The organism is Rhodococcus sp. X156 (genome assembly GCF_004006015.1).
Lineage (GTDB): Bacteria > Actinomycetota > Actinomycetes > Mycobacteriales > Mycobacteriaceae > X156.
In genome coordinates this window covers 2,233,143-2,249,885 of sequence record NZ_CP034766.1, presented here as the reverse complement: position 1 = coordinate 2,249,885, position 16,743 = coordinate 2,233,143, and the positions used below count along the sequence as shown (strand labels likewise).

Annotated in this window: 14 protein-coding genes and 1 other RNA gene; 10 read left to right on the top strand and 5 right to left on the bottom strand. The window is 71.7% G+C overall.

Annotated features, from left to right (window positions below):
* The first annotated feature begins 16 nt into the window (after nucleotides 1-16).
* A complete protein-coding gene (locus tag ELX43_RS10600) occupies nucleotides 17-1,267 on the top strand; it encodes a hypothetical protein (RefSeq protein ID WP_127783405.1) in 1,251 nt (416 codons plus the stop codon).
* A gap of 65 nt (nucleotides 1,268-1,332) precedes the next feature.
* Here ELX43_RS10600 and ELX43_RS10595 read toward each other — a convergent pair whose 3' ends face one another.
* Nucleotides 1,333-2,604, bottom strand: coding sequence for an MFS transporter (locus tag ELX43_RS10595; protein WP_127783404.1), 1,272 nt, complete (start codon nucleotides 2,602-2,604; stop codon nucleotides 1,333-1,335).
* Nucleotides 2,605-2,718: 114 nt separating this feature from the next.
* Between ELX43_RS10595 and rnpB the strand changes: the two genes are divergently transcribed.
* The 3 genes from rnpB to ELX43_RS10580 all read left to right on the top strand — a co-directional run bounded on the left by rnpB (nucleotide 2,719) and on the right by ELX43_RS10580 (nucleotide 4,262).
* Nucleotides 2,719-3,151: RNase P RNA component class A (gene rnpB, locus ELX43_RS10590), an RNA gene on the top strand.
* A gap of 204 nt (nucleotides 3,152-3,355) precedes the next feature.
* Nucleotides 3,356-3,802: an MmpS family transport accessory protein gene (locus ELX43_RS10585; RefSeq protein WP_164860635.1), complete on the top strand. Its 447-nt coding sequence runs from the start codon at nucleotides 3,356-3,358 to the stop codon at nucleotides 3,800-3,802.
* A gap of 109 nt (nucleotides 3,803-3,911) precedes the next feature.
* The gene (locus ELX43_RS10580) at nucleotides 3,912-4,262 is read left to right on the top strand and encodes a VOC family protein (protein ID WP_127783402.1); all 351 of its coding nucleotides are present in this window, start codon (nucleotides 3,912-3,914) and stop codon (nucleotides 4,260-4,262) included.
* 304 nt (nucleotides 4,263-4,566) lie between these two features.
* Here the strand turns inward: ELX43_RS10580 and ELX43_RS10575 are convergent, their stop codons facing one another.
* From ELX43_RS10575 to ELX43_RS10565, 3 genes are all read right to left on the bottom strand, one after another.
* Nucleotides 4,567-6,105, bottom strand: coding sequence for an amino acid permease (locus ELX43_RS10575; RefSeq protein WP_127783401.1), 1,539 nt, complete (start codon nucleotides 6,103-6,105; stop codon nucleotides 4,567-4,569).
* 38 nt (nucleotides 6,106-6,143) lie between these two features.
* Nucleotides 6,144-7,004, bottom strand: a complete 861-nt coding sequence (locus ELX43_RS10570) for a hypothetical protein (RefSeq protein WP_127783400.1) — start codon at nucleotides 7,002-7,004, stop codon at nucleotides 6,144-6,146.
* Nucleotides 7,005-7,194: 190 nt separating this feature from the next.
* The gene (locus ELX43_RS10565) at nucleotides 7,195-7,896 is read right to left on the bottom strand and encodes a TetR/AcrR family transcriptional regulator (protein ID WP_127783399.1); all 702 of its coding nucleotides are present in this window, start codon (nucleotides 7,894-7,896) and stop codon (nucleotides 7,195-7,197) included.
* A gap of 199 nt (nucleotides 7,897-8,095) precedes the next feature.
* On the opposite strand from ELX43_RS10565, the gene ELX43_RS10560 reads away from it, so the two are divergent.
* The 3 genes from ELX43_RS10560 to uca are packed head-to-tail and all read left to right on the top strand — an operon-like array spanning nucleotide 8,096 to nucleotide 13,295.
* On the top strand, nucleotides 8,096-8,977 hold the full coding sequence (locus ELX43_RS10560; RefSeq protein ID WP_127783398.1) for an urea amidolyase associated protein UAAP1: 882 nt from the start codon (nucleotides 8,096-8,098) through the stop codon (nucleotides 8,975-8,977).
* Nucleotides 8,977-9,642, top strand: coding sequence for an urea amidolyase associated protein UAAP2 (locus ELX43_RS10555; RefSeq protein ID WP_127783397.1), 666 nt, complete (start codon nucleotides 8,977-8,979; stop codon nucleotides 9,640-9,642). Before ELX43_RS10560 ends, ELX43_RS10555 begins: the two co-directional genes overlap by 1 nt.
* The gene (gene uca, locus ELX43_RS10550; protein ID WP_127783396.1) at nucleotides 9,642-13,295 is read left to right on the top strand and encodes an urea carboxylase; all 3,654 of its coding nucleotides are present in this window, start codon (nucleotides 9,642-9,644) and stop codon (nucleotides 13,293-13,295) included. The genes ELX43_RS10555 and uca overlap by 1 nt, the downstream gene beginning before the upstream one ends.
* Nucleotides 13,296-13,339: 44 nt before the next feature.
* Here the strand turns inward: uca and ELX43_RS10545 are convergent, their stop codons facing one another.
* Nucleotides 13,340-14,158 (bottom strand): formate/nitrite transporter family protein, encoded by an 819-nt coding sequence (locus ELX43_RS10545; RefSeq protein ID WP_241248898.1) that lies wholly within the window; start codon nucleotides 14,156-14,158, stop codon nucleotides 13,340-13,342.
* Nucleotides 14,159-14,297: 139 nt separating this feature from the next.
* Here ELX43_RS10545 and ELX43_RS10540 point away from each other — a divergent pair, with 139 nt between their 5' ends.
* The 3 genes from ELX43_RS10540 to ELX43_RS10530 are packed head-to-tail and all read left to right on the top strand — an operon-like array spanning nucleotide 14,298 to nucleotide 16,733.
* Nucleotides 14,298-14,483, top strand: coding sequence for a hypothetical protein (locus ELX43_RS10540; protein ID WP_127783394.1), 186 nt, complete (start codon nucleotides 14,298-14,300; stop codon nucleotides 14,481-14,483).
* 22 nt (nucleotides 14,484-14,505) lie between these two features.
* On the top strand, nucleotides 14,506-15,978 hold the full coding sequence (locus ELX43_RS10535; RefSeq protein WP_127783393.1) for an RNB domain-containing ribonuclease: 1,473 nt from the start codon (nucleotides 14,506-14,508) through the stop codon (nucleotides 15,976-15,978).
* Nucleotides 15,975-16,733 (top strand): helical backbone metal receptor, encoded by a 759-nt coding sequence (locus tag ELX43_RS10530; RefSeq protein ID WP_206517995.1) that lies wholly within the window; start codon nucleotides 15,975-15,977, stop codon nucleotides 16,731-16,733. Before ELX43_RS10535 ends, ELX43_RS10530 begins: the two co-directional genes overlap by 4 nt.
* The last annotated feature ends 10 nt before the right edge of the window (nucleotides 16,734-16,743 follow it).

Sequence of the window (16,743 nt, the reverse complement as noted above, 5' to 3'; positions counted from 1 at the left end):
TGGCTACCATGAGATCGTGCAGAAGTTGACGCCCCGCGGTGTGTTAGTCTATTCGCATGTCGGTGCGTTTCATCGTGCGGACGACATGGCGCAGCAGTTAGGTGAATCCCTCGCGGCTAAACATCGTCGAACGACAGTAATCTCCACGATGCAACAAGCAGTGGAGTGGGTGAACCATGCGAGCAGTGACGACGTCGGACTGATTCTTGACTTGGAATCGATTCTGACAAGAAATGAAGAAGAGGGTGAATTGTCACGACTGCGCCCGGCTCTTCAGAGGGCGAACGAGAGCGGTGCATCAGTTCTGGTAACCTCCGGCCGCCCCCCTCTATCCTTTCCTTCTCTTGTGGGTAGTTCCCTCTTTGCGGACGCCACCCATGTGCGACTTCCGCCGCTTACGGACCCCCGCGCCGGAGAGTGGATTCTTCGCCGTAGTCCGGTCTCGGACAGTTCTCTAGCCAACCTAATTCGCCATGCAAACGGAAGTCGCAGGCTCCTCGACGATTTCCTTCAGATTGAACTTGCCGGGGCGCTGTCAGGAAACGAAAAGGTCAAGGCGGCTCGAAAGGCGGAGTATTCGCTGGCCTGTGATGTCTTTGCGGAACTGGGGCAGGAACTCGCAAGTGAACTAAGTTTCTGGGTGCACGATTGCGAGATCTTCGATCCAAATGAATCTGATTTGAGCAGATTCACGGATACGCGGGCACTGAAAGGTGCGGGAGTGCTTCGCGTCTCGGCAGACGGTAAGGTTGACTTGCTGCCATTCCACAACAAAGTGATCTGGTCCGACGCGCTCGCGCTAACGCTTGATTCTCAGTTCGATCCGTCCGAGGATTGGGTTGCACTAATTCAGGAATTCTACAGTTTTGAACGGCGGCTGAGGTATGATCTTCGTGTCCATTTCGAGGAGAACGTTGGATCGGATTGGGCTACAAAGGTGTTGGCCAGTCGTGCGTCATCGATCCTGGAACTGGCACGCTTTGACGGTCATCCGCGTGCCACAAGCATCGAACATTTGCGTTCCCCCCTCGATTGGCTCACTCTCGGTGTATTGCTTGAGTTGGCAGAGTCTGTGGCGGGGCCGAAGCCGGGACTTTTCCTGGGGTGCGGGGGAGAAGAGTGGCACCGAATCGGATCGGAATTGACCAGTGTTAGAAACCGTCTCGCCCACATGCGCCAGCTCCGCATGGGCGATGCAGGTGTCATGAAGCGAAAGCTTCACATCCTGGATATGCGTCGTAAGAACAACTCCGGTGGGCCGCCGTAGTTCCTCCATGATGGGTCGTGCGTTGGGCTCGCGGGACTCCGGCACAGATAGTCCTACTGGTTGCGTTAGGCCCGCTTGGGGTCACCCGCTTCTGTTGACGATTTCCTCGAAGCCCTCGTGTACCGCGGAGTCCGAGTGACGGCGCGGGCCAGCCGGCGTGGGTGCAGTAGTGCGGCAGATCCCAGCGCCGACACCCCGGCCAGCGCGAACACCGCGGCCCAGCCCAGCCCCGCCGCCACGGCGCCGGCCAGCGCCGGGGTGAGCGTCGCGGCCAGGTAGTTCGCAGAGTTCTGCACGCTCATGGCGGCCGCGGCCTGCCCGGGCGGCGCGATCTCGCCGGCCAGGGTGAAGGCGAGCCCGTTCCAGCAGGTGGCCAGCACGGTGCCGACCACCAGGACGGGCGCCAGCACCACCAGCGTCGGCCCACTCACCACCACGTCCAGCACGGCGATCAGCAGGAAGCAGGCGGCCGTGCACAAGCCGAGCGTCCGTAGTGGACGCACCCGGCTGCCCACCCGGTCCGACCACGCACCCACCGCTAGGCGGCCCGCCGCCGAGGCCAGCTGGGCCACCGACAGCGTGGCCGCCGCCGCGGTGAGCGCCACCGTCTTGTCGTCGTGCAGGTACTCCACCAGCAGCGCGCCCAGGGTGAACTGGGGCACCACCAGCAGGCCGCTGGCCGCGGACAGCCGCAGCAGGCTGCGCTGGCCCAGCATCCGGCTGATCGGCGTGCGCCCGGCCGGGCGGCGAACCGTGCCTGCCGGGTCGTGGATCGTCGCCGCGGCCAGCACGGCGCTGAGCAGGCACACCGCCGCCAGGGTGCGAAACACCGTGGGCAGCCCGTGCGTCTCGCCGATGCCCGGCAGCACCGCGGCGGCGACGGCCGCGCCCAGCGGCACCGCCGACTGGCGCACCCCCATGGCCACGCCCCGTCCGCGCACGGGGAACCAGGTGAGCACGGCCCGGCCGCTGGCGGCGTTGACGCTGGCCCCGAAGGCGCCGGCGAGCAGCAGCAGGAGCGCGGCTGCGATCGCGGACGTTGTCAGCGACAGCGCGCCCAGCGAGGCGGCGGCGCCGACCAGTCCGGCGACGATCACCGGACGCTCGCCCACGCGGTCGGTGAGCATGCCCCACGGCAGGAGGGTGAGCAGGATGCCGGCGGAGATGAGCCCGAGCAGCAGGCCGACGCCGGAGACGCTGAGGGCGTAGGTCTCGCGCAGCAGCGGAGTGACCGAGGCCAGGCCGAGGAACACCGCGGCGGTGGAGGCCTGTGCGAGGGTGCCGGCGCCGAGCACCACCCAGCGATAGCGACTGGGGGAGGCCGCGGCGGAGCTCATGGACCCATTGTGCCGCGCTGTCTCGTGAAGTGAGAATCGATTCTCACAATGTGAGAAACGGACGGTGTTGGGTGGCGGACCCGGACCCTGCGGGCAAGTAGAGTGCTGGGCGGACGAGCTGGCCGGGCGGCCGCGTTGACGGGAACCGGCAGCACCTGCTGCCAGGCCCGTCGCCGAGGAAAGTCCGGACTCCGCAGAGCAGGGTGGTTGTTAACGGCAACCCGGGGTGACCCGCGGGACAGTGCCACAGAAAACAGACCGCCAGTGCGTGCACTGGTAAGGGTGAAACGGTGCGGTAAGAGCGCACCAGCGCCCCGGGTGACCGGGGCGGCTAGGTAAACCCCACCCGGAGCAAGGTCAAAGGCGGTACCGGTCGACCTCGGTCGGCAGGTTCCGCTGCGCAGGTGCTTGAGGGCTGCTCGCCCGAGCCTGCGGGTGGACCGCGTGAGGGCATCGGTGACGATGTACCCAGATGGATGGTCGCCGCTCGACGCGCTCCTCGGAGCACGTCGAGGCACAGGATCCGGCTTACAGGCCAGCTCGTCCCCCATCGGTTCGTCAGCCGCCCAGAGTGGTTGTGCCGCATGATGTCCAGGTCATCGGTGCGAGCAACGGGGGACACGTGAACCAACCACCTCGACCCCAGTGGGGCCCACCTGAAGGCCCTCCGCCGCAGGATGGTTGGGCTCCCCACGGACATCCCCCTCCGGCGAGCAAGCGGGCGACGTGGCCGTGGATCACCGGGGGAGCAGTGCTCGTGCTGGTCGTGTTGCTCGTCGTGGTGGTGAGCGTGGGCGGCGGCGGGTCGGACACCTCCGCCGCGCCGAGCACGTCGGTCCAGGCGCCGGTCACCACGGGACCGCCCTCGGCTGGGCCCAGTGGAACCGAGCTCCCAACCGAGCCCGAGACGGGTGCGAAGACCATCACGGTGGTGTACGAGGTGACGGGCGACGGGGCCCTGGCTGGCAGCATCGTCTACTGGAACGGGAAGAGCATCGCTCTGGAAGAGCTGGAACCGTTGCCCTGGTCAAGAACGCTCCACAGCAAGGACGCTGTCATGACGTCGCTGTCCGGGCTGATGATCGGCACCGGCACTATCGCCTGCCGCATCCTGGTCAACGGCAGCGTGGTCGAGGAGCAGCGGGTGACCGGTGAGAATCCGTACGTGGACTGCGAGGGTCCCGTCGCCCGCCCCTGAGCGGTGCGGGGCTGTAGCTGGCGACCCGGACGGAGCTGCGCGTGCACGATCGGTCCCCTCCCAGCGGCGTGCCACCGAGTCAGGCACCGTCCGTGGCTATCGTCGAACCATGATCGGACACATCGACGCGGTGGTCGTCGACTGCGCTGATCCGGCCGCTCTGGTCCGCTTCTGGTCGGGAGTGCTGGGTGGGCAGCCGCGGGTGCGCAGCGACGACTGGGCCTACGTCGATCCGCCCGGCTCCACGCGGCTGGCCTTCCAGCGGGTGCCCGAGGCCAAGACCGGCAAGAACCGGCTGCACCTGGACATCGACGTGCGCGACCTGGAGGTGGCCACCCTGGCGGCCGAGGCTCTGGGTGCCCACCGTGTGGGGGAGGTCCAGCGCGACGTCGCCGGGGCGTTCCAGGTGATGCTCGACCCCGAGGGCAACGAGTGGTGCCTGGCACTCGCGCAGCCGTAGCCAGCGCCGATACGGCTGGGTTGGCAGCGAGACCACGTCACTACCGCAGCCGGGTTGTGGTCGGCAGCCTCGTCGGCGGGATCACTGCAGGAGCTCTGCTGACGCTCGTGCAGGTCACGGAGGACGAGGCGTGGTCGTCAGCCGCGCTCGAGGGGGTCGGGTTCGGGCTGATCCTGTGGGTCGTGCTCACCGTCGTGCTGCTGCGCTCCAGCCATCGCTAGAAGGGCAACAAGGGCCCTGAACGCCCCGGCGGAGCCGGAAAAAGGGGCGTTCAGGGCCCTTGTTGCCCCACGTGGTGATCCGGTCAGCCCGCGAGCACCGGCTCCGCGACCGGCTCCGGGCGGCGCTGGCTGGCCCAGTACAGCAGCACCCCCACCGCCGCGGTGCCCAGCGTGAACAGGATGGCGAAGTACTGCATGTACCAGCTGCCGCCCTCGGGGTCGTAGATCTCCTGGCGCGGCCACGCCAGGTTCACCAGCATGGCCAGCCCGTAGAGCACCGCGGCGACGTTCACCGGCAGGCCCCAGCGGCCGAGGCTGAACACCGCCGCGCCCTGCTCGTCCACCACGTGCGCGGCGAGCAGCGGGTTGCCCCGCAGCCGCTGCACCAGCATGGCCGTGGTGAGCATCAGGTAGGCCAGGTACACCAGGGCGATGCAGGTGGACTCCAGGTTGATGAACGCCGAGTGCGGGCCGAGGTTGAGCGCCAGCACCCCGATGGCGCCGAGGCCGATCGCGGTGGCGGCGTACACCGGGGTGCCGGTGCTGCTCGGCACGTGCGCCAGGGTCTTGGCCAGCGGCATCTTGCCGTCGCGGGCCATGGAGAACAACATCCGCGAGCCCGAGGTCTGCACCGCCAGGGTGGCCACGCAGATCGCGATGGCCACCATCAGCAGCAGCACGTGCCCGGTGAGGCCGGTGAACAGCGCGCTGATCACGTAGGCCGGGCCCTCGCTGGCGAAGCGGCCGTCGGTGAGGCTCGGCGCGGCCAGCAGCAGCGCCATCAGCAGCGCTCCACCGAGCAGGCCGGCGGCCAGCAGCGCGCGCAGCATCGTCCGGGGCGCCACCCGGCGGGCGTCGCGGGTCTCCTCGGACAGCTCGCCGGCGCTGTCGAAGCCGATCATCACGTAGGCGGCGGTGAACGAGGCGCACAGGAATGCGCCGAAGTAGCCGGAGGAGGACACCGAGCCGAGGTCGAAGACCACCTCGGTGCCGCGGTTGGTGTGGGTGAGCAGCAGGCCGATGATCACCAGCGCGCCGACGATCTCGCAGGTGACGCCCACGTTGTTCACCACGGCCATCAGCCGCACGCCGATGATGTTGATGACGGTGGTGGCCACGATTAGCCCACCGGCCAGCAGCATGGCGTTCTGCGCCCCCGAGGTGGAGGTGATGTCAGGGTCGTCGCCGATCACCTGGAAGCCCGACCACACCGAGGGCAGCACCACCTGCAGGGCGATGGCGGCGGCGGTCATCACCACCGTCTGCCCGACGATCATGATCCAGCCGGCGAACCAGCCGTAGGTGCTGTTGGACATGCGGGTGGTCCACTGGTAGATCGCCCCGGAGATGGGGAAGCGAGCGGCCAGCTCGGCGAAGCACAGCGCCACCAGCAGCTGACCGCCGAGCACCAGCGGCCAGGCCCAGATGAAGGCCGGCCCACCGAAGGAGAAGCCGAGCCCGGCGAGCTGGAAGACGGTGGTGAGCACCGAGATGAAGGAGAAGCCGGCAGCGAAGGAGGCGAACGAGCCGAGCTTGCGGTGCAGCTGCTGCTCGTAGCCGAACTCGCCCAGGTCGTCGCGCTGGGTCGCGGGCGGGGCCAGGCTGGGAAGGGTGGCGGTCATGGTTCCCCCTGTGGTGGGTGGAGGCGGGGTGGTCGGGGCTAGGCGGGGGTGAGCAGGCTGGGGTCGCCCACGACGTCGGTGACCACCCAGCGGCGAAGGGAGGCCTGCCCGGCGGGGGAGAGGTCGTGCAGGTGGACGGTGTCGCGGGCGGCGCTGACGGTGAAGGCGGCGGTGGAGCCGACCTTGAACGGCAGCGTGGAGCGGTCGATCACCCAGCCGTCCGGCCGCACGGTCCCCAGGGAGACCTCGCAGTCGAGCTGGTCCTGGGCCTGGCGCAGCGCGTCCGGGTCGGTCAGCTCGTCGGGCCGCAGGAACCGCTCCACCGCCACGGGGCGCGGGCGGACCAGGGCGAAGCGGTTGCCGGTGCGCAGCAGCAGCGCGGTGGCTCCGGTCTCCGGATCGGCCAGCACCAGGGTGGCGCTGTCGCCGGGTTGGTGCTGCTCGGTGTGCTTCCACAGCTCCAGGTAGGGCAGGTCCAGGCCACGCTCCACCAGCAGCGCGCCCTCGCGGTGCAGGGTGCCGTGGTCGATCCCGGCCGGGGCGGGCGAGAAGTCCACGGCCCGCTCCCACGTGTAGTGCGCAGGATCCACCGTGGACTGCAGCAGCCGGCCGGCGAAGGCCTCCTGGCGCACCATCCAGCCGACGTGCTCGGCGGTGAGCTCGCGCAGACAGCTCACCCCCGCGAAGCTCGGCCGCTCCGCGGGCTGGCGCAGGTCCGCGTAGTAGCCGTCGGCCTGCAGCCAGGTGACCGTGGTGGTGGTGTCCGACCCACCGCCGTGCCAGGCGATGAGGTCGCGGTTGAGCACACCGTTGAGCTCGGTGGGCTGGGGGACGCTGGCGTCGGCGGGTGGACCTTGGGGCCAGGGTCCGACGGCGGTGGTCTGCACGAGCACGGGCACGCTCCCAGGGCTGCGAGGGGTTTTCGTTCGACTGACAGGTATTGAAGCCAGCAGATGAACCCGGGGAGTTGAGGGCGTGTTTCGAGTGGGTAAGTGATTGCCCGCCACGTTGCGTTCGTGTGACGTGACCACGCGAGCAGGCCGGAACAGCCCCGCGCACCGGTCCGGCCCAGGCGAGCAGGACCCAGGATCAGGGCAGGGCGACGTCGAGCTCGGTGAGCAGCTCCTGCGCCTGGCGGCACAGCTCCGTGTCCGGCCCGGCGTGGCCGACGGCGCGCAGGCAGGTCTCCGCCACCAGCTGGGCCGGGAGGATCACCGGCTGCCCCGGGTCGGGTGAGTCGGCGTCGGAGCGGACGTCGATCACCGACTCCACGATGCGAAAGGGCAGCTCGGCCAGCAGGGTCGCCGTGTCACCGGGCCCGGGCCGCAGCTCGGCCAGCGCCGCCGAGGCCAGCCGGTGGTAGCGCTCCCGCAGCACCTGGCGCTGGCCGCGGAAGTCGGCGAACTGCTCCCCCCGCAGCTCGGGCAGCAGGTACAGCGCACCCAGGTTCCACCGGCCGGCGTTGAGGTGTCCGGCGTCGAACAGGCACAGCGCGTACAGCCGCACGTCGGCCGGGTCGGAGGAGCGCTCCAGCAGCTGCGTGGCCACCCGGTTGGGGGCGTCTACGGTGTCGGCCAGCAGCGCGGTGAGCAGGTGCTCCTTGGTGGCGAAGTGGTGGTACAGCGAGGCCTGCCGGATGCCCACGGCCTCGGCGATGCTGCGGGTGGAGGTGGCCGAGAAGCCGTGGCTGACGAACAGCTCGGCGGCGGCGTCGAGGATCTCCGCGCGGGTGGTGCGACCCGGGCGACGCGGCGCGGCCAGCCGCGGTCGGCCTGGCCCGGCGGTGGACATGAGAGTCATTGTGCCAGCGCGCCGCGCGCGCCCGGCGCCCCTGCCCGGGTGCCGCGGGCACGGCTCCGGTGCAGGAAACGACACCGTTACACAGCGACCCGTGGCCGTCACGCAGCAGACACGTCCGGCACACATCGCCCCGCAAAACTGTCATCTGACAGGAAATACGGGGCGGTCGACCTTGACGGACAGGAGCACGATGAGCGCCGAGACGGTATCCAGCACCTCCACCAGCAGCACGGTCACCAGCAGCACGGCCACCACGGCGGCCGCCCGGGCCCACGCCCGCGCCCAGGCCGGGGCCGTCACCGACGCCATGCCGGTGCTGCCGGCCAGCAGCTGGCCCACCCCACCCGCCGACGTCGATCCCTCCCGCCTCACCTGGGCCGAGACGGTGCCGGGCGGGCGCTACACCGCCAAGGTGCTGGCCCGGGGCACCCGGCTGCGGCTGCGCGACGTCGCCGGTTCGGCCTGCGCGCACGTGCTGCTCCACCGCGCCGACGCGCCGTGGGAGCGCTACGCCATGGCCGACACGGTGAAGGTGCCGTGGCAGGCCTACCTCGGCCACGGGCACCCGCTGCTGTCCGACCAGGGCCGGGTGCTGGCCACGGTGGTGTCCGACACCTCCGCCCACCACGACGCGCTCTGCGGCACCACCACGCTGGAGTCCAACACCGCCCGCTACGGCGCGGGTGCCCCGCACACCGCCAGCCCCGCCGGACGCGAGCTGCTCACCCTGGCCGCCGCCAAGCACGGGCTCACCCCGCGCGACCTCGGCCCCTCGGTGTCGTTCTTCCACGGCGTGCGGGTGAGTCCCACCGGTGAGCTGCTCAGCACCGGCAGCGCCGGACCGGACACCGCGGTGGACCTGCTGCTGCACCTGCCGCTGGTGGTGCTCATCGCCAACACCGCGCACCCGCTGGACCCCGCCGAGACCTTCGGCACCACGTCGCTGGAGGTGCTGGCCTGGCGGGCACCCGCCGAGCTGGCCGAGCTGCCCAACCCCGACCCCGAGTACGCCCGCGCGGTGCTCAACACCGAGGACACCTGGACCGCCGCCCACTCCGGAGAGGACGCCTGATGACCACCGCCACAAACCCCGAGACCGCCCGCCCCGAGGACCTGGCCCTGGTGCCGGGCACCGTGCTCGCCGACTCCGTGGTGGCGGCCCGCGCTCCCTGGTCGGCCGTGGTGCGCGCCGGGCAGGTGCTCACCATCGTCGACCTGCGCGGCAACCAGGCCGTGGACACCCTGTTCTACGCCGCCGCCGACCACACCCGCCGCTACTGCGCGGCCACCACCATCGCCGCGCAGCGCAACATCTTCCTGTCCACCGGCAGCGTGCTGCGCGCCGGTGACTCCACCGCGCTGATGACGATCGTCGCCGACGAGGTGGGCCAGCACGACACCGTGGGCGGGGCGTGCTCGCAGGAGTCCAACACCCTGCGCTACGGCCACCAGACCAAGCACCAGCACGCCTGCGTGGAGAACTTCCTGGCCGAGGGCTCCCGCTGGGGCCTGGGCAAGCGTGACCTGGCGCCCAACGTCAACTTCTTCATGAACGTCCCGGTCGACCCCGACGGCAGCCTGGGCATCGTCGACGGCCGCTCCGGCCCCGGCAAGCGCCTGGCCCTGCGCGCCGACGTGGACACCCTGGTGCTGGTGTCCAACTGCCCGCAGGTGAACAACCCCTGCAACGGCTTCGACCCCACCCCGGTCCGCATGATCATCACCGAGGAGTCCTGATGGGCGCGCCCGCCTTCGACACGCTGCTGGTGGCCAACCGCGGCGAGATCGCCTGCCGCATCATCCGCTCCGCCCGCGAGCTGGGCCTGCGCACGGTGGCGGTGTACTCCGAGGCCGACCGCGGCGCCGAGCACGTGCGGCTGGCCGACGAGGCGGTGCACATCGGCGCCGCGCCCGCGGCGGAGTCCTACCTGCGCCCGCAGGCGATCCTGGCCGCCGCGGCCGCCACCGGTGCGGGCGCGGTGCACCCCGGCTACGGGTTCCTCTCCGAGGACGCCGACTTCGCCGAGGCCGTGCAGGCGGCGGGCCTGGTCTTCGTCGGCCCCACCCCCGAGCAGCTGCGCCTGTTCGGCACCAAGCACACCGCCCGGGCCGCCGCCCGCGCCGCCGGCGTGCCGATGATCGCCGGCAGCGAGCTGCTGGCCGACGTCGACGCCGCCCTGGCCGCGGCGGCCGAGATCGGCTACCCGCTGATGCTCAAGGCCACCGGCGGCGGTGGCGGGATCGGCATGACCGTGTGCCGCAGCGACGACGAGCTGCGCGAGGCGTACCGCACCGTGGTGCGCCAGGCGGCGCAGAGCTTCAGCTCCACCGGGGTGTTCGCCGAGCGCTACGTGGAGAACGCCCGGCACGTGGAGGTGCAGGTGTTCGGCGACGGCACCGGCCGCGTGCTCACCCTGGGCGACCGCGACTGCTCGCTGCAGCGGCGCAACCAGAAGGTGGTGGAGGAGGCGCCCGCGCCCGACCTGGACGAGGCGCTGCGCACCCGCCTGCACGACACCTCCCGCGCCCTGTGCGCCGCGGTGGGCTACCGCTCCGCCGGCACCGTGGAGTTCGTCTACGACCCCGTCCGCGGGGAGGCGTCGTTCCTGGAGGTCAACGCCCGGCTGCAGGTGGAGCACCCGGTCACCGAGTCGGTCACCGGGGTGGACCTGGTGGCCTGGATGCTGCGCGCGGCGCAGGGCGACACCACCTTCCTGGACGCCTACCCCGACGGGTCCGTGCCGGTGTCCGGTGCGGCCGTGGAGGCTCGCGTCTACGCCGAGGACCCGCACCACGACTTCCGGCCCAGCGCCGGCACGCTCACGCACGTGGCGCTGCCGGACCTGCCCGGGGTGCGGGTGGACGGCTGGGTGCGCAGCGGCAGCGACGTCTCCACCAGCTACGACCCGCTGCTGGCCAAGGTGATCACCGCCGGAGGCACGCGCGACGCCGCGCTGGACGCCCTCGGTGCGGCGCTGGCACAGACCCGGATGGACGGCATCGAGACCAACCTGGGGCTGCTGCGCGCCATCGTGTCCCACCCCGTGGTCCGCGCCGCCGCGCACAGCACCGCCACCCTGGCCGACGTCACCGACCCCACCCCGCGCATCGAGGTGGAGCGGGCCGGGCTGATGACCACCGTGCAGGACTGGCCCGGCCGCGTCGGCCTGTGGCAGGTGGGGGTCCCACCCAGCGGGCCGATGGACGACCTGTCCTTCCGGCTGGGCAACACCGCGCTGGGCAACGACGAGGGCGCGCCCGGCCTGGAGTGCACCGTCTCCGGGCCCGCCCTGCGCTTCACCCACGCCACCGACGTCTGCGTCACCGGTGCGGAGGTGGCGGTGACCGTGGACGGCGATCCGGTGCCGCAGTGGCAGCCGGTGCGCGTGCCCGCCGGCGGGGTGCTCGACGTCGGCACGGTGGACGGCACGCCCACCGGCAGCGGCGGGCTGCGCACCTACGTCCTCGTCGCCGGCGGACTGGACGTGCCGGCGTACCTGGGCAGCGCGGCCACCTTCACCCTCGGCCAGTTCGGCGGGCACGCCGGGCGCGCGCTGCGCCCCGCCGACGTGCTGCGCGCGCACGCCACCGAAGCACAGGCCACCACTGGGGTGGCTGCTGACGTCCGTCCCGCGATGACCCGCAGCTGGCAGCTGGCGGTGACCGAGGGCCCGCACGGTGCCCCGGAGTTCTTCACCCCCGACGACATCGCCACGCTGCTGGAGACCAGCTACGAGGTGCACTTCAACTCCGCACGCACCGGCGTGCGCCTGGTGGGGCCCACGCCGCAGTGGGCGCGCACCGACGGCGGGGAGGCGGGGCTGCACCCGTCCAACATCCACGACAACGCCTACGCCATCGGCGCGCTGGACTTCACCGGCGACACCCCGATCCTGCTCGGCCCGGACGGCCCCAGCCTGGGGGGCTTCGTCTGCCCGGTCACCGTGGTCACCGCCGACCGGTGGAAGCTGGGCCAGCTGGCGCCGGGGGACACCGTGCGCTTCGTCCCGGTGCAGGTGGCCGCCGCACCCTCCCCGCGGGACCTCAGCGCCACCCGCGGCGCCGCCACCGTCGCCGTGGCCAGCACCGGTGGCGACGGCGACTCCGGGGTGCTGCACCGCGACCCGCGCGGCGACGGGCTGCCCTCGATCACGGTGCGCCGCTCCGGGGACGACAACGTGCTGGTGGAGCTGGGCGACATCGTGCTCGACCTCGGCCTGCGCGCCCGGGTGCACGCCCTGCACCAGCGGCTGGTGGAGGTGAACCGCCCCGGCATCCTCGACCTCACCCCGGGCATCCGCTCGCTGCAGGTGCACGTCGACCCGGACGTGCTTCCGGTGCGCACCCTGGTGGGGCTGGTGCTGGAGCTGGAGGCGCAGATCCCCTCGGCGCAGGAGCTGGTGGTGCCCAGCCGCACCGTGCGACTGCCGCTGTCCTGGGACGACCCGGCCACCCGCGAGGCCATCCAGCGCTACATGAGCGGCGTGCGCGACGACGCCCCGTGGTGCCCCTGGAACATCGAGTTCATCCGGCGCATCAACGGCCTGGCGCACACCGACGACGTCTACCGCACCGTCTTCGACGCCGAGTACCTGGTGCTCGGCCTGGGCGACGTCTACCTGGGGGCGCCGGTGGCCACCCCGCTGGACCCCCGCCACCGCCTGGTCACCACCAAGTACAACCCGGCCCGCACCTGGACCCCGGAGAACGCCGTCGGCATCGGCGGGGCCTACCTGTGCATCTACGGCATGGAGGGCCCCGGCGGATACCAGTTCGTCGGGCGCACCACCCAGGTGTGGAGCCGCTACCACGCCGGGCTGGACGGCTCCCCGTTCCAGGCGGGCTCGCCGTGGCTGCTGCGGTTCTTCGACAAGATCTCCTGGTACCCGGTGGAGCCGGAGGAGCTGCTCGACCTGCGTGCCGACCTCGCGGCCGGACGCGGCACGGTGGACATCACCGAGGGCGAGTTCTCCCTGGCCGAGCACCAGCGGTTCCTGGACGCCAACGCCGGCTCGATCGCGGACTTCCGGGCCCAGCAGGCCACCGCGTTCGAGGCCGAGCGCACCGCCTGGCAGGCCAGCGGCGAGTTCGACCGGCAGACCGCCGAGCCCGCCGTGGCCGTCGACGCCACCCAGCTGGTGGTGCCCGAGGGCGCCACCGTGGTGGAGGCACCCTTCGTGTCCAACGTGTGGCGTGTCGACGTCGCCGTGGGGGAGCAGGTGGTGGCCGGACAGTCGCTGCTGTCGCTGGAGGCGATGAAGATGGAGACCGTGGTGCGCGCCCCGACCGACGGGGTGGTGGAGCAGGTGCTGGTGGGCACCGCCACCGAGGTGGTGGCCGGCGAGCCGCTGGTGGTGCTGGCTGAGGTGCCCGCGGCGGCAGCCGCCTGATGCCCACCGCGGCAGCCGCCTGACCCGACTGGTGCGGCGGGGCGTCAGCCCTTGGTCTTCTGACGCTCCCGCTGCAGCCGGTTCTTGGTGCGCAGCAGGCGGATGGACGTGACCAGGCCCAGCCCGCCCACCAGGTTGCCCAGTGCCGACCAGCCCAGCGCCCCGAGCCAGTCCAGGTAGCCGTACCCGGAGCCGGAGTGCAGGCCGGCGAACATGAACAGCGAGTCCAGCACCGAGTGGAACAGCTGCCCACCGGCCAGCAGGGAGCCGAACAGGATGGCGGGCACGATCTGCACCCCCAGGCTGTCGGCGGCGTGCTGCATCCGGGTCATCAACGTGATCACCAGCCCCGCCAGCACCGCGAGGGCGAAGGAGCTCAGGCTGAAGCCGAGCGCGAAGTAGTGGTTGGAGACCTCCACCGCCGTCGACCGCAGGTCCGGCCGCGCGGTGATGATCAGCCAGGCCACCACCCACCCGCCGATCAGGTTGGTCACCAGGGTGATGCCCCACAGCCGCACCAGCGACCACACCGGGCGGTGCCCGGCGACCACGGTGGTCACCGGTACCAGGAAGTTCTCGGTGAACAGCTCGCTGTGCGCCATGAGCAGGGCCACGAACCCCACCGAGAACGCGATCCCGGCCAGCAGCGTGCTGTGGGTGAGGTGGTGCACCACGAAGTAGGCCAGCATCCCGGTGCCCACGTCCACGCCGCCGAGCAGGCCGGTGCCCACCAGTGCCGACAGCGGCCGGGACAGCCGCTCGTCGCCCTCGTCGACGAGGCGCTCGAAGGCGTCGTCCACGGAGTCCTCGGTGTCGTTGTCCCTGGCGTCGGGCTCGTGGGCTGCGCTGCTGTCGTCGGTCACGGGAACTCCTGGCGCGGGCGGCGGTGAGGCTGGGGAACGGGCACCCGGAAACCGTAGGGACGCAGCAACCATCCCGCGCGGTGAGTGGTCCGGGGGAGGAGCACTTCCCGGCGGTGGCGGCCGGTGTCATGCTGGGCCCATGAGTGATGACGACGACCAGTGGTACTACTCCCTCTCTGACCACTCGGTGCGGCGGGGCAAGGACGCGCCCGCGCTGGACCGCATGGGTCCTTATCCGACCAAGGCGGCCGCCGAGGCGGCGCTGACGACGGTGCGGGCCCGCAACGAGGCAGCCGATGCCGCCGACCGTGAGTGGAACGGCTGAGCCCGCGGGCTAGCCTCACGCTGTGCCGACGACGCGGATCATTGCGCCTGCCTTCGACTTCTCGGCCATCGGTGACGAGCTCGGGCTGAGCGTCGACTTCCCGAGCTATGCGCTGGCCGAGGCCGAGGCAGCTCTGGCCGCGGTGACCGCCGCCCAGGACGTGCCGCCGACCGACCCCGTGTGGGCCACCGTCCCGTGGGCCGACCGGGACGACGCCACCGGCCTCGCGCTGGTCAGCCTGGACCAGGCCGGCGCCCGCGAGATCGACCAGGCCTTCCAGGTGGAGCGGACCTCGGCCGGGTTCCTGCTGCACGTGGCGGTCTCCGACGTGGCCGCCCTCGTCACCCCCGGTGGCTCGCTGGACACCGAGGCGCGCCGCCGCGGCCAGAGCGTGCCGCTGCCTGGCGGCTCCGTGCCGCTGCACCCCGCGGTGCTCACCGAGCGTGCCGCCAGCCTGCTGCCGGACCTGCTTCGCCCCGCCGTGCTGTGGCGGATCGAGCTGGACGACGACGCGCAGGTGGTGGACAGCTCGGTGCGCCGTGCCGTGGTGCGGTCGGTGGGGAGCTTCAGCTACGACGAGGTGCAGCGCAGCGTGGACGGCTCCGCCGAGCTGCACCCCTCCCTGGCGGCGCTGCCCGAGCTGGGCCGGCTGCGCCAGTCCGCGGCCCGCGACCGTGGTGTGATCGCCCTGCGCCAGCCCGAGCAGGAGGTGCGGGAGCTGCCCGGGGAGCACCGCTGGCAGCTGAGCGTGCGCCGCCGCAGCGACGTCGACGACTGGAAGGCGGAGCTGGCGCTGCTGGTGGGTGCCTGCGCGGCGGCGATGATGCTGGAGGTCGGGACCGGCATCCTGCGCGTCGTCCCTGAGCCGGCGGCCACCACCGTGGCGCGGCTGCGGGCCCGGGCCCGCGCGCTGGGCGTGACCTGGCCGCTGGAGGCCCCCGTGGGGGAGGTGCTGGCCAACCTCGACCAGGCCGCGCCCACCACCCTGGTGCTCGAGCGCGCCGCTGGTGCGCTGCTGGCCGGGGCCACCTATGCCGCCTTCGACGGCGAGCCGCCCGCCGCCACCACCCACTACGGGCTCGGCGTGCCCTACGCCAACGTCACCGCCCCGCTGCGGCGGGTGGTCGACCGCTACGCCACCGAGGTGTGCCTGGCCGCCAGCCAGGGCCAGCCGGTCCCGGAGTGGGTGCGGGAGGTGCTGCTCTCCCTGCCGGCCGTGATGGACAGCTCCGACGCGGTGGTGCGCCAGGTGGACGACTCCTGCGTCGACCTCACCACCGCGACGGTGCTCGCCTCCCGGGTGGGCGAGTCCTTCCCCGCGGTCGCCGTGCGCAGCGCCGACGAGGAGGAGCACGGCGAGGTGTTCATCGAGCAGCCCCCGCGGCTGGCTGCCTGCACTGGCCTGCTCGACCCCGGAACGCACGTCACGGCGGTGCTCACCACCGCCGACCCGGCCACCCGCTCAGTGGTCTTCGCCCAGGCGGAGCCGGTGTGACCGCCGGCTCCGGGCTGCGCGACGACCTGGCCGCGCCCGTCCACCTGGCCCAGCCGCCCCGGCGGGTGGTGAGCCTGGTGCCGTCGATCACCGAGTGCCTTGCCGACTCCGGTCTGCTGGTCGGTGCCACCGACTACTGCGTGCACCCGGCCGGGCTGGACGTGGCCCGGGTGGGTGGCTCGAAGTACCCCTCGGTGGCGGCGGTGCTGGCGTGCGAGCCAGACCTGGTGCTGGCCAACGCCGAGGAGAACCGCGAGCAGGACGTGCTGGAGCTGCGGGCGGCCGGGGTCCCGGTGTGGACCACCGCCGCGGCCGCGTCGGTGCCGCAGGCGCTGCTCGCGCTGCGCCGGATGTTCACCGAGGCGCTGAGCCTCGCCGTGCCCATCTGGCTGCCGGAGGCCGAGCAGCTGTGGTCGACGGTGCCACCCACCCGGGTGGTGGCGGTGGTGCCGGTGTGGCGCAAGCCCTGGGTGGTGCTGGGCCGCGACACCTTCGCCGGGGACGTGCTCCTGCGGCTGGGGGTGGGCAACGCCTTCGCCGACCACGAGGAGCGCTACCCACGCCCGCCGCTCGCCGAGCTGCAGGGCGCCGAGCTGGCCGTGCTGCCCGACGAGCCCTACGAGTTCACCGCCGACGACGGCCCGCAGCACTTTCCCACGATGCCGTCGGTGCTGGTCTCCGGCCGCCACCTCACCTGGTGGGGTCCGTCGCTGCTGGCGGCCCACACCCTGCTCGGCGAGCAGCTGACCACCTAGCGACGATCCC